At 37.7% G+C, this 16,227-nt stretch carries 9 protein-coding genes (1 of these 9 only partly in view); all 9 read left to right on the plus strand.

Annotation, left to right across the window (positions count from 1 at the left end; translation table 11 throughout):
* On the plus strand, positions 1-9,199 hold the 3' end of the coding sequence (locus PHC29_03390) for a HEAT repeat domain-containing protein (GenBank protein MDD5108536.1). Its footprint begins 33,341 nt before the window's first position; only the last 9,199 of its 42,540 coding nucleotides appear in the window; the start codon falls outside the window, past its left edge; its stop codon occupies positions 9,197-9,199.
* 139 nt (positions 9,200-9,338) lie between these two features.
* Positions 9,339-9,740, plus strand: a complete 402-nt coding sequence (locus tag PHC29_03395; GenBank protein ID MDD5108537.1) for a hypothetical protein — start codon at positions 9,339-9,341, stop codon at positions 9,738-9,740.
* Positions 9,741-9,883: 143 nt separating this feature from the next.
* Positions 9,884-10,378, plus strand: a complete 495-nt coding sequence (locus PHC29_03400; GenBank protein MDD5108538.1) for a transposase — start codon at positions 9,884-9,886, stop codon at positions 10,376-10,378.
* A 16-nt stretch (positions 10,379-10,394) separates the two neighbouring features.
* Positions 10,395-11,189, plus strand: coding sequence for a hypothetical protein (locus PHC29_03405; GenBank protein MDD5108539.1), 795 nt, complete (start codon positions 10,395-10,397; stop codon positions 11,187-11,189).
* 13 nt (positions 11,190-11,202) lie between these two features.
* A complete protein-coding gene (locus tag PHC29_03410) occupies positions 11,203-12,537 on the plus strand; it encodes a hypothetical protein (protein ID MDD5108540.1) in 1,335 nt (444 codons plus the stop codon).
* Positions 12,538-12,710: 173 nt separating this feature from the next.
* On the plus strand, positions 12,711-13,067 hold the full coding sequence (locus PHC29_03415) for a PilZ domain-containing protein (protein ID MDD5108541.1): 357 nt from the start codon (positions 12,711-12,713) through the stop codon (positions 13,065-13,067).
* Positions 13,068-13,772 carry a PilZ domain-containing protein gene (locus PHC29_03420; protein MDD5108542.1) on the plus strand — a complete coding sequence of 235 codons (705 nt, stop codon included), beginning with the start codon at positions 13,068-13,070 and terminating at the stop codon, positions 13,770-13,772.
* 115 nt (positions 13,773-13,887) lie between these two features.
* Positions 13,888-15,186 carry an extracellular solute-binding protein gene (locus tag PHC29_03425; protein ID MDD5108543.1) on the plus strand — a complete coding sequence of 433 codons (1,299 nt, stop codon included), beginning with the start codon at positions 13,888-13,890 and terminating at the stop codon, positions 15,184-15,186.
* Positions 15,187-15,280: 94 nt separating this feature from the next.
* Entirely contained in the window at positions 15,281-16,159 is an 879-nt protein-coding gene (locus tag PHC29_03430) for a sugar ABC transporter permease (protein MDD5108544.1), read from the plus strand.
* Positions 16,160-16,227 lie beyond the last annotated feature (68 nt).

Here is a 16,227-nt window from a genome sequence, read left to right on the forward strand (position 1 = left end):
CAGGGTGTGGCTTACGGCGACATTGGATGAAGCAGGAATGCTTTGCGATTTAATATGGCTTTTATGCCTCAGCGGCTCATACCCGGTGCGCGCCAGATTAGCCCAAAGCGTATCGTCTTGTCTTTCCGGGCTAAAAACAAAACGAGAAGAAGCTCAGCAGGAAAAAGGAAAATCGCCGCTAATTAAGCTTCAGGCATATGTTCTGGAGGAGTTTCTTAAGGCCATATATGTAATGTTACTTGGAGACAGTTCGCCTGTAGTCGTAGCAGCAGCTGAAGGCGAGATACGCTTTTTGGTTGGCGCAAGAGCAATAACCCGCGAAGAATACCTAGCTATGGAAACTTTTTGCGCAGGAATAAAAACCGTACCTGAAATGTTACCAGGTATAGGATATACACCCATAATTCCTGAAGGGGCAGAATTAAGATTGCCATATGCTGAAATGACTCAAGGCATAAGGGACATGCTTGGACTGGGTGATTTACCAATCGCCTATAGATTGTTAGATGAGGGGGTGCGGCGGATAGACCTTTTTAGCCAACAGAAACCGCGCCATCCTTTGGCTCGTCTTTTTGCTTGGCCTCGGGTGTTATTAAGAAGGCTTACTTTATTAGGCCACGGTGCTCCGAAGCAGTTGCCTGTTATCCGCGCCATCATCCTTAGCTCCCAGCGCCAGGCAGTAGAGAATGATATCATCCGTGCTCCCCCCGCTGTAATAGAAGAGGTTGACTTCCACCTTCAAGGCTTTGCCCCTGCCCACCACCAAGCCGGTAAGATTTGTTATGAGGAATTTTCTAATTTAAATAATTTAATCGAAGCAGTGAGGCGAGCGCAGCATCCGTTCTTAATAAGCTATGCCAGCGGCAAATTTCATTTAGGAATTCTCTTAGATAAGGGGGCATCTTGGTTGTGCGGGAAGGATTATATTAAGCAAAAAAGGCAAGAGCATTATGTGGGCAGGTATTTTCGTTTAGAAGAAGAAAGAGACTTGGGCATACGAGAGCGTATATTTCAATTTGAAGCCGCGACAAGTAATCAGTTAGCAAAGGTTTTAGACGGCCAACAAGTTTTGATTATCGGCCCAGGGGATAATTTAGATGAAGCTGCATACTTTATTAGAAATTACCCGGGCTTAGCGAGAGTGGTAGTTGTAGATTGGCATCTGCCAAATATTATTGATATATTGGAAAAGATGGCAGGATTAGAGCAGCCTATTAGGGAAAAGATAGTATTGTGTTATAGCGATGCAGCAAGCATGGTTTTTGATGGGGTTTTTACTATTTGTTATTCACGGTATACAATGGTAGGCGATATCCTTTCTGATGCCGTCATTGATTCTATATGGAGCAGAATCGCCTTAGCGCTTCAGCCCGGCGGATTTTTCATCGGTTATGCGCATGAGGCTGCGGCATTTTTTGAGAGTTTTAGCAAGATTGCCGGAGGACAGAAATCAGTAAGTATTGCGGTGAGAAGAGAAGGTATCTCTAGGCCACTAGTTAAATTCGAGAGCAGGGACGGCAATGGGGACGTTTCCCAAGGGTACACCCTTCCAGCTACTGGTTTAGATGGTGAGCAAGTAGTAACTGACGGTATCGTACGTCTCAGTGCTTTTACAGGCGCGGGATTAATTATGGCCTCTGCGCAGACAGTTTTAAACAATAACTCCTATTATTTGGATCCGCTTTCAGATTCTATTTTCCAGCCTGCTTTTTTGCTCGAGCTTATGAATAGAGGCCCGCCTGTAGAGTTGTTCGGTATTTCCTCTGATTTATCAGCCCTCTTTTTAATTCCTCTTGTAGCATTCTTTGCTTTTCCCTCTTTAAGAAGATTTATAAGTACCTTCTGGGCTAGCTTAAAAAATAATCTCAGGGTGTCCCTTTTGAGGACGTCCTTAACAGTGCAAAAAATATTTGAAAGAGTATTAAATTTAATTAAATCTTTACTGCAAAGTAAAAAAACATCTAATGGCGCGTTTGCATTAGCTCTGTTGGAATTAAGAAAAGCAAAAGAAGGGCAAAATATTCCCGAAAGGTTAAGTGAAAAGTTAGCATACCTATTTGCATTAGCTGCAAAATATTCTCATTATTCATTCGAGTTTTATGAATGGGAAGAATTGGCGCAAGCGGCGGGTTTAGAAAATCCTAAGAAAACAAGAGACTCAATGCCAGATACTAAAAAGGCAATCAGGGTAAGCGCATTTGATGTTTATAGAATAGCTAGAAGTAATTGCGTAGAGAGAAGACATATCGAACTGTCATTCTTTAAGCGGTTAATTAGCGGTTCAAAAAGAGTTTTTCATGGCCGATATATTAAAACATATGGCATATGTGATTGCATAGCTGTAACTTTATATAACAGACAAAATAGAGTAGGGGCGTTATTGCATTTATATAGAGGTTCCAAAGTAGACAAGGTGGTAGATAAAGTTTCTTTAGAATTAGAAAGGGAGTTTAATTTAAGGCCTCAGGATTTCAAAGCGCAACTGGTCGGTGGTTGGTGGACGCAGTCTCAGGAGCTTGCACTAAAAATTACAAAATGCCTTGAAGAAAAACAGATAGCAATCGAAGGAATTGATGTTTTAAATAATCCCGAGAGGTTTATTTTTGATGGCAGGGACGCTTTCTACGGAGATTGTAGGATCATTTTAGATTTAGAAACAGGAGAAATATTTGATCTTATAGATTTAATAGAGCCTCACGACGGAATCTCAAGGCATATTATGCACTTTAGATATTACGCTGAATATATATTTAGGAGGATTTATAATGGAGGACAGCGAATGTTTGTTTTGGCTAAAAAAATTACCGTTGTCCCCAATTTAAAGAAACTATTTTTAAGTTTATTAATTGCCATGTATTTTTTCTTAAGCCCCTTGCCTAGTAATATAAGTTTTATTGCTCCAGGGGTGGTTACAGCGAGTGCCCAGACGCCAACTCCTACCCAATTGTCTACTGAAGATGATTATCTAAATCGAGGTAACGAACATTTTTTTAAAAAAGAATATGATGCGGCGATTGAAGATTATACTCAGACAATAAAATTAAACCCAACAAATGCCTTTGCTTATCATAATCGAGGAGTCTCATATAATAACAAAGTTGATTATGATAGAGCGATTCGAGATTACGATCAGGCAATATTACTAAATCCAAAATATGCTGAGGCTTACAATAGCAGAGGTCTCGCTTATTATTTTAAAGGAGAAAATGAGAAAGCAATAAAAGATTATGATAGGGCAATAGAATTAGAACCCGATAATGTAAAGTTTAGAGATTTTCGAGCAGATGCTATAGGAAAATTATCGGTAAAACCAACTTCTACCCTTACAGCGACAGTTACGCGTACTCCTATACCTAAAACATCTACTCCTGTACTTAAATCATCTACGCCTACAGCAACAGCCATACATACTCCCATCGTAACCAATTCGCCAACGCCAACATTTATGCCTATCGTATCTAGGGTGGCGACATGGACAGTAATACCTGTTTCCGCAGTTGAAGGCCCTGGAACGTTGGATAGGATCAAAGATCACTTGAAAGATAAGTGGTTGTGGTTAATTTTTACAATAGGACTAATAGCTATTTTTATTAAATGGAGACAGCGAATATTTATTTTTGCTCAAAAAATGGTCATTATTCCTAATTTAAAAGGATTTCTTAAATTTAAACCAGTCAGATTTTACTTAGGGTCGGGTAAAGAAATTAATAAATTAACTATTCAAGAACGGCTATCTCTAGCCAAGCTGGCAGATCAATATTACGTTAAACAGATTAAGGATGTCCAGCCGAGCCTTATTTGTACTGTTAAGAAAATCTTTAGCTTGAGGGGCCTGATCCTTATGTTGGCCGGAGGATTGATTACTTTTAAACTTTCTGTTTCCAATGATTGGCTTACTTTGGCCCTCGGAGCATTCTTTATGACTTTGTTGCCATACCTGCTTTCTGTCATCTATAATTTCTTCTTTTCATATATAGAACGCTATAGATTCCGTAGTGAATTTGTCAGGCAATATCTAAGAGATAAAAAAGTACAAGATAAAATAAAAGAAGAGCTTTCACAGATTAAGTCGGTGACTCAACCTTTACTTTCCATTAGAAGTTTATGGAATGATTTTACTTTAAGATCTCCTGTGTTTGCCGGTATTGTTATCTTTATTTTAGTAAAGGCCCAGATAGTTTTCTGGGGTTACTTAGCTGGTTTGGCAATTATCCCCTTGATTAGAATTGATATTGTTAACTTTACCTTAACTGGCATATTATCGACAATTTTAAAACTTATAAAATGGGAATGGTTTATCACTCCGGGTTTACAATTGGTAAATACATTAAATAATTTGGGTTTTGCTTTTACATTAGGGGATATTATTAAGTTGAGTGTAATTGCTTTAGGGTTAGCAATACTATACACATCGCGCCACCGTAAAACATTACGTAAAATTGTTATTCATAATTTTAGGCAATTCTGGGTTAATCTAGTACACATCCTGGTTATTATTGCTATAATGGGGAATCTCGGACTTAGTAGTTTTATGTTAAATAATTTCAAGCAAGCAACTGGAATTAGATTTCCTCAAGCGATTCATGCTCCTCTTAGCGGTAAAGTGGATGCAGGAATTTGGAATAGGGCTAATTTTATTTATCAACAGTTAAAAATAAATTCCGACTTAGCTTTGAAGATGGAGAACGGCCAGCAAGAATTGGAATTTCTATTAGAAGAATTTAAGGCGGGTAATGATATTAAAATCGAGGGGCCGACTGCTCCGGAGGTCAGGCAATTTTGTCTTTTCCTTCTGGGTCAGAAAGACAATACTCGGTCTAGAGAACTTCTTAATTTAGCTTTAAATGATCCGGATAAAGATGTACGCACGATGGCAATAATTTCTTTAAGTATAGCTGGCGATACGAAAGTAGCGTCTTTGCTTAATAATGCTTCGTTTAGGCAGGGAGGCCAGGTTCAGCAAGCGGCAGTTATTAGTTTGAAAAGTGTAAAGTCTTCTGAGGTAACGAATTTTCTACTAAAGAGTTTAAAGGATAATTCGCGTTCGGATATCCGTTCTGCTGCGGCAGGGGGGTTGATGGACAGAGTAAGCTTGCAGACAGTTAAAGATGCTTTGATATTCGCTTTAAATGATCCCGATCCGCTGGTAAGGAAAGCAGCGATTAAATCTTTGGCGCCGATAATCACAGCTGTAATTCCTCAAGTGGATTTAAAGACAATTGAGTCCATAAAACCACTTTTGTCTGATCCGGATTTGAATGTTCGTCAAGTTGCAATATTAGTTCTAGCTTTACGACTAGATGATTTTCCTGGTAATTTAGGCCTTCTTATGCCTAAATTGACTGATTCTGATCAGCAGATTCGTTTGACTACCGTAGCAGCCGTAGGTTCACACCTAGATAAGTTTCCGCAATTAAAACAGTCATTTTCCAATATTGCTAAAGATAGTTCGCAGCCCATTGAGATTCGTAAAGCTGCAGTTTTAAGTTTAGGTAATCTAAAAGATTGGTATTATTTTGTATCTCTAGCTTCAGATCCTGATTGGCAAATACGGGAAATTGTAGCGACTTCTTTTGGCTATTTTGACCAGTTTCAAGCTTTATCGTATCTTAGACCGTTATTAAAAGATGATTCTGCAAAAGTTAGATTAGCGGCAGTGAATTCTCTTAGTCATTTCGACGATCCTCAGGTCTCTGAGATTTTAATCTCGATATTAGAGGATCATGACTTGCAAGTCCGAGAATCTGCGCTTAATATATTAGTTGATAAGAAGCCTCTGGAATTAAAACAGGTGTTCTTGGATGTTGGTAGGGATATCTCTCAACCTGCTGAGGTTAGGCAAGATACGCTTCTATATTTATGCAATATAGATTTCTTAAAACGCAATATTTCATCGCCCAATAGAGCTCAGTATGTTGGTGGTTATAATTTTTTAATTAGTTCAGAAAAACTTCAAAGGGTAGCCTTATTGTTAGGTAATCTGAAAGGTATAATGATTCTTGATTTACTTAAGCCTTTAACTAAGGATCTTAATGGGCCGGTGCGGGGAGCCGCTGCTACTTCACTTGGTAATTTTGACCAACCGGAAACCATAGATTATCTTAAGCCGCTTTTAAATGATTATGAGTGGCCAGTGAGAGTGGCAGCAATGCGTTCTTTAATTAAATTTAATGATCCTCGAGTTGCTGAATTATTAATTCCCCTGTTAACTCGCCCTGTTTTAGTAGAACCAATAGGTTATAATCCGTGGGTCCGAGAATATACGATTAGCGCCTTGGCTGACAATATAAATCGACCTGAAGTAAGGGAGATTTTTTTAGGTTTATTAAAATCTTCGTTTAGGGAGGAAGACGCGATTCTGTCAATAATTTCCCAGGCAAATTTAAAGACAATTGAGTCCGTAGAACCATTTTTGTCTGATCCTAATCCAAGTGTTCGGCGAATTGCAGTATTAGTTTTAGCTTCAAGGTTAGATGATTTTCCTGAAACATTAACTTTCCTTATTCCACTTTTTAATGATAATGATTCACAGGTTCGCTCTACCGCTGTTTCAGCCTTAGCTCCGTATATAGGTAAATTTTCGCAATTAAAGCAGCCATTTTTCAATATTGTTAAAGATGTTTCTCAGCCTATCGAGGCACGCCAGAACGCATTATTTTATTTATCGAAGCTCGATGTCCCGGAAGTAAAAGCTTTGTTAGTTAGTAATTTAAATAATACTGACTGGAAAATGCGCCAGGCTGCAGTATTAGGTTTAGGTAATCTCAAGGATTCTGAAATTCCCGATTTACTTAAGCCTTTAATTCGGGACCCTTACGAGAATGTCAGGCAAGCCGTTGTAACCTCTCTTGGTAATTTTAATCAACCCCAGGTAATTAGTTATCTTAAACTGTTTCTAAATGATGATTCTTCGAATGTGCGTAAAAGTGCGATATTATCTATAGGTTCAAGGTTGGATGATTTTCCTGAAAATGTAACTCTTCTTACTCCACTTTTTAATAATAAAGATTCACAGGTTCGCTCTGCTGCTGTCTTAGCTTTAGGCCCATACCTAGATAAGTTTCCGCAATTAAAGCAGCCATTTCTGGATATTACTAAAGATGTTTCGCAACCTATCGAGGCACGCCAGAATGCATTATTTTATTTGTCGAAGCTCGATGTTCCGGAAGTAAAGGCTTTATTAACTAGTAATTTAACTAGCACTGATTGGAAAATGCGCCAGGTTGCAGTATCAGGTTTAGGTAATTTTCGAGGCCCCGAAATCTCTGGCCTACTTCAACCTTTAACCTTAGATCCTATTTCGGCTGTACGTGTGAGTGTTGCATTATCTTTGGGCCAATTAGATGAACCCCAGGCAGCGCAATCATTAGCATTTTTATTAAAAGATAATGATGTTTCTGTTCGTCAAGCCGCGTTGACATCTTTAGGTCTAAAGTTAGATCTTTTTCCTAAGAATTTAGATCTTTTGATACCGTTTTTAACTGACCCAAATTTACAGATTCGCTCTACTGCCGTTTCAGTCTTAGGACCAAGTATAGATAAATTCCCACAATTAAAACAACCATTCCTAGATATTGCTAAGGGTCTTTCTATGCCTATTGATATGCGTCAAAATGCGATGTTTTCTTTATCTAAGCTTGATACTCCTGAAGTAAAAGCTCTGCTAACTAGTAATTTAGCTAATACTGATTGGAGAATGCGTCAGGTTGCAGTATTGGGCTTGGGTAATTTTAAAGGTCCTGAAATCCTAGATCTGCTTAAACCTTTAACCCTTGATCCTGCCTGGCAGGTCAGACAAGCTACTGCAACTTCTTTTGGTAACTTCAACCAACCTCAAACTATAGATTACCTTAAGCCGCTTTTAAGTGATAGTTATTGGCAAGTACGGTCGGCTACTACGGCCTCTCTTGGTAATTTTAATAATCCTCAAGTTCTAGATTCTCTTATCCCTAGACTAAATGATCCTGCTTGGCAGGTACGCGAGAGTACGGCAGTGTCTTTGGGTCAATTCGATGAATCCAAGATGGTGGAATCATTAATGCCTTTATTAAAAGATAATAATGTTTTTGTGCGGCAAGCCGCTGTATTATCCTTAGGAGATAAAGTTAGATTGTACCCGCAGTTGTCAGGAGAATTTGTCAATATTTTAAAAACAGACAACGATCTTTGGATTAAACAAATCTCTGCTTTTTCTCTGCAAAGTATAAATACGCCGAAGGTAGAGGAAGTAAAACCATTAATTAAACAAGCCACTTCAGAAATAAGAGTTGTCGTTATTATATCTGGAATTGATGATTGGTTAGGATTTTTTCCCTTGACGGGTCGTAAAACAGGTGAGACTGGATTGAAAAATTGGTCTTTAGTTAATATACTAAAAGCGGGTGGTTTACAGGTGGTTGAACATCCTTGGTCTGGAAATCTTCCTCTTCCTGGATTTCCAGGAAGTATTACTGGAAAAGAGTTTCGGAAGTCACAATTAGATTTAGATAAAACTATTAATCATGCATTAGATTTAGCTAATGGAGGCAAGATAGGGGTTATTCTTTATAGCGGCGGTAATTATGTCGCAGAAAGATTATTTGAATCAGATTTATCTCCAAGAATAAGGGAGGCATTTGAAGCAGGCAGGATACATATCGATAGTTTAGGCAATCCTTCTACCAAAAACTTCGGCTTATTAGATCCTAATTGGAAAAATATTTGGTCAATGAGTGACCCTATTTCTATATTGTCTATAATACCCCTTGGTATACATGATGTTTACTTTCCCAATCTTTCCCATTTTTCATATCAATATCCTAATGTTATTTCTTATTTAGGGAATGATATAGCTCATTGGAATTACACTCCTACAAGTGGCTCTTGGCCGGGTACCTATAATTTTAATAGCATTGCGCCTTCTGATTATTGGAAACAGCAACAATTTCAACAACCCAATTTTGGGTTACCTCAATATCAACCCTTTCCAAGTCAATCACCGTTGAATAATTATCAGCCGCTTCAGCAGTATCAGCCGTCTATATTGCAACCACAGCAGCCTTTATATCAACCTCCGCCAAGTGAACTTTTTAAAATACAATCACCGATAAATGATTATCAGTCATCTCAACAGTATCAATCGCCGATGAGGGATTATCAGCCTTCGATGGCTCAACCTAATCTTCCATCTCTACCTAATTTCGGTGGGATTGGGAAATAAGAAAGAAGATGAAAAAAACTATTAATTTATAGGTGTTTTTTTGGAAATAAGCCTAGCGGTAACTATACCATCATACACGCTGCCATAATAGACTTATACACTATCACCGCGCAGCGTTAAATAGAGAGGAGAGAGTATAATGAATAAGATAAATTTATTTTTACTAATAGTAATAAGCTTAATAGCAATCTGCGTTGATTGTTATGCTGGGTACTTTCTTTTTTTTATGACCGCTATGCCTATAGGGTATTATTTATCTCCAATTTTATTATTGATTATTGTTATATCGGCGCCAACCATCTTTATTGTTTCGATTATAAATTTATTTAAATTTAAAAAATGGGCGTATTACGCATTTTTTATTATAACAGTCTTGATGCATTTGTTTTTGATAGGGTTAGATATGTATTTTTTAAATACTAAAATAATCAAGTACCTAAAGATCGAACAGTTCATTCCCATAATTTCATTGTCATTTTTCGTTATATATTTTATGCTTCCATCTACCAAAAGCATGTTTAAATATATATCTAAAACATAAGCAGAACAAACATAAGCATAAGTAAGGACCGTCTGTTTTTATCTATTTGTAGATTAATTAGTTCCAACGGAACGGTTCCGTTCTTTGAAAAGCTTGTTAGAAATATCTTCTTTCTCCGTCTATTGTCTTAGGAGGGAGGGTATATGGCAAGACAAGAGAGAATTTACTTTGAGAATGCTGTTTACCACATAACAATAAGAGGTAATAATAAACAAAATATCTTGAAGCAAGACGAGGATAAAAAAAGTTTTCTTGAGTCTTTAGTAAGATTCAAATCTCGTTTTGGATTTAAGCTCCACGCTTTCGTTTTAATGGATAACCACGTTCATCTTATTATTGGGACTAACAGTAAGATAAATATATCAAAGATTATGCATGCCATAACGCTGTCTTACAGCGTTAAGTTTAGGAGAAAGTATCTTTATTCTGGATACGTTTGGCAGGGAAGGTTCAAAAGTAATGTCATTGATGGTGATAGATATATTATTGAATGTTTAAACTATATCCATAACAATCCCGTAAGGGCAGGCATGGTTACAAGGGTCGAAGATTACTTTTGGAGTAGTTATCAATTTTGCAATGGATTAGAAAATAAAATTAAAGATTATATTCAGATAGATTGGTTTAAGGATAATTAAAAAGGGGACAGTTCCTTTGGAACGTTATATATACCAAAAAGTTAGAAGGAAACGGTGCTGTGTAATAGATTATGCAAAAAATCTTCTTCAACAAGCTGAGATTTCTAGAGCAGGCAATTTAACATTTATATTACATAGCGAAGCTAACAATGTGGCTTTTGATGGGATTTCTAGTATAGTTGATGACGCTAGAAAGAAAGGGATAAAAATCAATATTGTTAGCATCGGATCACCGTCTCCATTTAGGACTATTGATTACCTTAAATTTTTAAAGCAGAATAAAGACATTGTAAGGTATGAAAATTTCGTTAATACAGCTGATCCTATTGCTTGGTTGAGTCTGTCATTTTTGAATCCAGATACGCATTATATTCTTGGTTTAGATTTTATAGGAGCGCATGGGAGTTATTTTTCAGACTCAGGTGTAAGGCAAACCGCACTTTCAATGGCTACAGGAGTAAATATTCCTATTGGTTACTCTAATTTTTCTACTGGTTCTTTTTCTGATCCTTATTTTTCTGGTACTTTTAGCGTGCGAGAGACAGTTATTTATCCTTCTCCAGATGTAAGAATTACCCAAACAAATATTACATCTAATTATGGTTCAAATTACCAGATTTTTTCGAATTCAAGTATTCCGTCTACTCAATTTGTTGCACCGCAACCATTTAATTCTTCATCAAATTATCAGGTGCCAGATTTTAGTTCTTGGAATGGTAGTAGTTTTAAACCTCTCCCAAGTATTGATTTTTCTCCGCCTAGTATTAGCATGCCCTCGAGTCCTATTCAAAGACCGGGTAATGGACCTTAAAAAGGAGTGTAGAATGAGTCATTTAGGGACAAAGAGATCAAAAATATTAGTAGGATTGATAATTTTATTTATGTTGTTTCAAGTTTATAATTTTTTTAAAGCTCATATCGTTACCGTTGGCTTACCTAAAGGTAAAATTGTATTTTGTTCAGGTTTGCGTGGGGATAATGAGGTTTATCTAATGAACCTTAATGGTACTGGTTTACAAAGACTAACAGAATACTCATTTTTTGGTCCCACATTTAACACGTGGATATCAGATTTTAGATCTTCTTTCTCTCATAATGGCAATAGAATAATATTTGAATCAGATCGCGATGATAAGAATTCCCGTAAAAAAACTATTTTTGATTATAAGGGGGAACCCATTGGGTGGGAACATGTATCTCGATTAAGTGATGTATATAGTATGGATATAAATGGAGAACATCAGACTCGTTTAACTTATAGCTCTATAGGAAGTGGTTTGCTATTTTTTTCTTTTAATGATCAGAAGATACTGTTTCACTCAGACCCTTTACCCGAATATCCACTTTACGAAGAACTGAAAATAATTAATTCTGATGGTTCCAATGAAATAACTTTAGCAAAGGGGTGGGGAATTTCTCAGTTGGCAAGATTTTCTCCTGATAGCCAAAAAGTTTTTTTTGTTCTTCGAGGGGATCTTCATGTGGTGGATATTTATAAAGGTACTTTAACTAGATTAACTCACTTTAATACTAGTGATATTGATCGGCCTGATAAGGTAGAAGGTTTACGATTTATTGATAATTTCGCTTTGTCTCCAAACGGAGACAAAATTACTTTGGTAACGACAGAAAGAAATGCTTTTCGATTTGTATTTTATTCTATGGATGTAGGTGGGGCAGGTATGACACAAATTAACATATTGGATAATCCTGATCAGCATGGTTATTTAGGCTACATTGCTGAGATGAAATATTCTCCTGATGGTAAAAAAATAACATTTATTGGTCATTTTAAAAATAGGCCATTCTATATATTAGATGAAAATAATGATTTAAATTTTGTCAGGGATTTTTATGGTATCGATAGCGGAATTGAAGATATCGAACACGATCTTTTTGTCTTTACTCCAGATAGCAAACAAATTCTTTTCGTAGCCACGTTTCCTTATGGACCATTTAATGATTGGTTCACTTGGATTAAATCAGTAGGTTATGAGGTTTTTAGTAAATTTAAATATTTTATAACTAAAACGATAAGTGGAACTTACGATAATAAGTATTTATGTATTATGGATATCAAAACAGGTAAGCTCAAAAAAATAGCCAGAATACTTATTTCATCTGACCTTGGCCGTGATTTTATCCATTGGGAAAAGTGACTCTATTTCCCGATTAGCTTGGAAACTGTTTCGGTGTAACATGTTGTACTGCAAATGGTTTGGAATAAATGCGTTTGTGTAGAAAAATATTTTTTTCCTTGATTTATTCGGTGAAATAAGGGATAATATTTGTAAGTTAACTTGTCTCAGTGGCTTAGGGATGGGAGAAAATAATGGATGAGCGTAGGATTGAGCCTAGATGGCAGATTAATCAGGAGGCAGAGTTAACCGTTGAAAACGGGGTTCGCGCTATCCCCTGTGTCGTAGAAGATATTAGCCCTACAGGTGTCTGTGTTTCTCTGAAGAGGAACTTATTCGATGATGTGTTTTTAAATTTTAAGTTAGCCCTGGCGCAAGATTTTGAGTTAGACATTGGCGCTCATGTGGCCTGGCGCGATCAGTCATATGAAAAAAATATCTACGGCCTTTCATTCAACAGGATTGACGATTCGGTAAAAAGTAGGATAGGGGAATATGTTAAGAAAAATTTTCCTGGATTGTTAGTTAAGCAATGGTGGAAAGGCGTATAAATGAAAGAGCATAGAAAATTAGTCAGATCTCAGATAAATCAGCATGCCAAGCTTAAATTAGAGCAGGACGTAGGTTCAAAAGAATTATTATGTCAAGTTAAAGATATTAATGCCAGAGGCGCCAGGATTACTTTAAACACAAAGTTACCGGAGGATAAATCGTTTAGGATAAGCTTGGAGCTTGATAATGCTTGTTCTATTGATACTGAGGTTTGGGTTGCTCGGAGTAAGGTTATTAATGGTATTAATCATTATGGGCTTTTCTTTAGTAAGATAAAAGATGTTGATAAAGATAAAATTTATAAATTTATTAATAAGTATTCTTGTCGTAATTCCGAACAGAAACCATCTTTGGGAGCTATGGAATTAGAAAAGGAGGAAGGAGGTGAAGATATGAATGATCACCGGATATTCGAAAGGTTCAATAAGGAATTTTCCGCCCGATTTATCGGTTTAGATGGAAACGAAAGGCAGGCTCAGACTTTTGACGTGAGCGCAAAAGGCTTAGGGTTATCCACTACCGATGAATTGGAATCCAATGTTCCTTTGGAGATTTGGTTAGACGTTCCCAACAGTACTGAACCGTTATATACACGGGGCCAGGTCGTCTGGTCAAGGCTTTCGGGATCAGGGGTGGGGTATCACTCAGGTATTGAACTGGAAAGAGCTGATCTTATGGGTATTTCGCGCCTGTTACGTGCTTGATTTAGCCAATAAAAAACTTGACCTGCTGGCTAAAATATGTTAAATTTTAATATTACGTCTTTTTATAATCTATTCCTATTGGGTTAAGCCTCCACGACAAACGGAAGGAGATAAAATGTTGTTTAAGAACGTATTTTTGGGTATTTTTGTATTGTTTTCAGTCTTAGGTTGTTCAGGCCAAAAAACAGATTCAAAACCTGCCATTAGTATCTGGCATTGGATGACTGACCGCGATGCGGCTTTCCAGGAATTAGCAAAAAAATATGAAACTTTAACAGGCATAAGGGTAAATTTTGAACTTTATGCTCCTTCAGATGCTTATTCGCAGAAGATCCGTGCCGCTGCCCAAGGTATAAACCTTCCGGATGTCTTTGGTATTTTAGGAGAAAAGAGGGATTTTGCCTCTTTCATTAAAGCCGGACATATCTTAGATCTTACTTTTTATATGGATGCAAACAATAATATTTGGAAGAATAATTTCTTTCCCAAGGCTTTGGCGGTAAATGAATTTACCGCAGGTAACAGTTACGGAATAAATCCCGGCATATACGGCGCGCCCATAGATATTATGACCATTCAGATGGTCTATAATAAAAAACTTTTTTCACAATTAGGCCTGAATCCTAATCGGCCGCCGAAGACTCTGCAAGAGTTTTTGGATATTGGCCCTAAGATTCAGGCTGCCGGAATGCAGGGGTTGGTTTCCGGATGGGGAGAGGTTTGGATGATTGATTGTTTGGCCAATGATTTCGCCTTTAATATTATGGGTAAAGATAAGGTATTGGCTACGATAAGAGGGGAAGTTTCTTACACTGACCCGGATTGGATCAAGGTATTTTCTATTTTTAAGCAGATGCAGGGCTCAGGTGTTTTGGCTAAGGGCTTGGTGACGATGATTAATAAATCTGCTGAGCAGCTTTTTGCCAATGAAAAAGCAGTGTTTGCTTTTAACGGTTCATGGTGTGTAAACGTTTACAAAGGAATGAATCCTAGCCTTGAGTACGGAGCAATGCTTCCGCCACAGGTATCCGATAAGTATCCGGTTTCTATATGGGGAGGAGCAGGCTCTTCTTTTATGGTAAACGCCCGTTCTAAAAACAAAGAAGAAGCAGTTAAGTTTTTAATCTGGTTGACCGATCAGGAGCAACAGGCATATTTATCTAAAGTTACCAATAATCTGCCTGCTAACAAAAATTGTTTAGCTAAGATTCCCGAGGTTTTGGCCCAGTTTGCCCGCGGCATGGATTATGCCACTCATCCGAATATCTGGGGGGTTTCAGAGTTTTCTCTTGTGATTGAAGCTTTTGATCGAGGAATCCAATCGATTATTATCGGTGAAAAAACTCCCGAACAGGTTGCCAGCGAAGTGCAGCAGATTAAGGAAAGGGAATTAGATAAGAGGAAGGCCCGTTAGTCATTGCGAGGAGCGATAGCGACGAAGCAATCTAAACCGGGATTGCTTCGGGCACTTCGTGCCCTCGCAATGACACATAATAACGATTAACCAGATGAAAATAAAAAATACACTAGAGAATTATATTTTTATCCTGCCGGCAGTAACTATATTCGCCATATTTTATGTTATTCCCTTTATTTGGGTTTTTCAGTTGGGCCTGTTTGAGTGGGATGGTATCTCCTTTACCAAAACATTTGTAGGTTTACAGAATTTTAAAGAGATTTTTCTGCAGGATAAGAATTGGTGGCAGTCGATATGGAATGCCGGTTACATTACTTTGATTGCTCTTACCTTTCAAAATATCCTGGCTTTTATGCTTGCCTGGGCATGCGACCGTGAAATCAGAATGAAAAATTTCTACCGGGTGATTTTTTTTATTCCTCCGGTTCTTTCGGAAGTAGTCGTGGGTATGGCTTGGCGTTTTATCATTAACGATATTGATGGAGCAAATGTAGTTAACCGTATACTTACACAGATGGGTTTTCCGCATCTGGTACATAATTGGCTTTCAGATCCTAACACTGCGCTTACCACTGTTGCTTTAGTCCATTGCTGGAAGGGTTTTGGCTGGGGGTTCCTTATTTTCTTGGCGGGGCTACAAACCATACCGCGTGAACTTTACGAAGCCGCACGTGTTGATGGAGCCAGCGCCTGGCAATCATTTAAAAAAGTAACTATTCCCCTAATGATTCCGGTGATGGTATTGGTTGCAATCCTGACGGTTTTGGGTACGATGCAGGTGTTTGTATTGATTGTGAGCCTTGTCGGAGGAGAATTTGCCGGCCATACTTCGGTGCCGGTCTTAAGGATTTTGGCTTCTATGCGCGGCTCTTCACGTTTCGGCTATGCCTGCGCCCAGGGGATTACCTTTGGCATGGTGTTAATTATGATATCTTTTATTCAGTATCGTTTTTCCAAGAAAGGGCAATAGTAAATACTGTGAAAATCTAAAGTTTGTCATCCTGAACGTCAGCGAAGGATCTCGTTTTAAAATTCTTC

The sequence above is a fragment of the Candidatus Omnitrophota bacterium genome, assembly GCA_028712255.1.
Classification (GTDB): Bacteria; Omnitrophota; Gorgyraeia; order Gygaellales; family Profunditerraquicolaceae; genus UBA6249.

Coding starts and splice junctions, on each gene's coding strand:
- PHC29_03400 (MDD5108538.1), top strand. CDS start 9,884: ATGGCAAGACAAGAGAGAATTTACTTTGAGAATGCTGTTTACCACATA.
- PHC29_03415 (MDD5108541.1), top strand. CDS start 12,711: ATGGATGAGCGTAGGATTGAGCCTAGATGGCAGATTAATCAGGAGGCA.
- PHC29_03420 (MDD5108542.1), top strand. CDS start 13,068: ATGAAAGAGCATAGAAAATTAGTCAGATCTCAGATAAATCAGCATGCC.
- PHC29_03410 (MDD5108540.1), top strand. CDS start 11,203: ATGAGTCATTTAGGGACAAAGAGATCAAAAATATTAGTAGGATTGATA.
- PHC29_03425 (MDD5108543.1), top strand. CDS start 13,888: ATGTTGTTTAAGAACGTATTTTTGGGTATTTTTGTATTGTTTTCAGTC.
- PHC29_03395 (MDD5108537.1), top strand. CDS start 9,339: ATGAATAAGATAAATTTATTTTTACTAATAGTAATAAGCTTAATAGCA.
- PHC29_03430 (MDD5108544.1), top strand. CDS start 15,281: ATGAAAATAAAAAATACACTAGAGAATTATATTTTTATCCTGCCGGCA.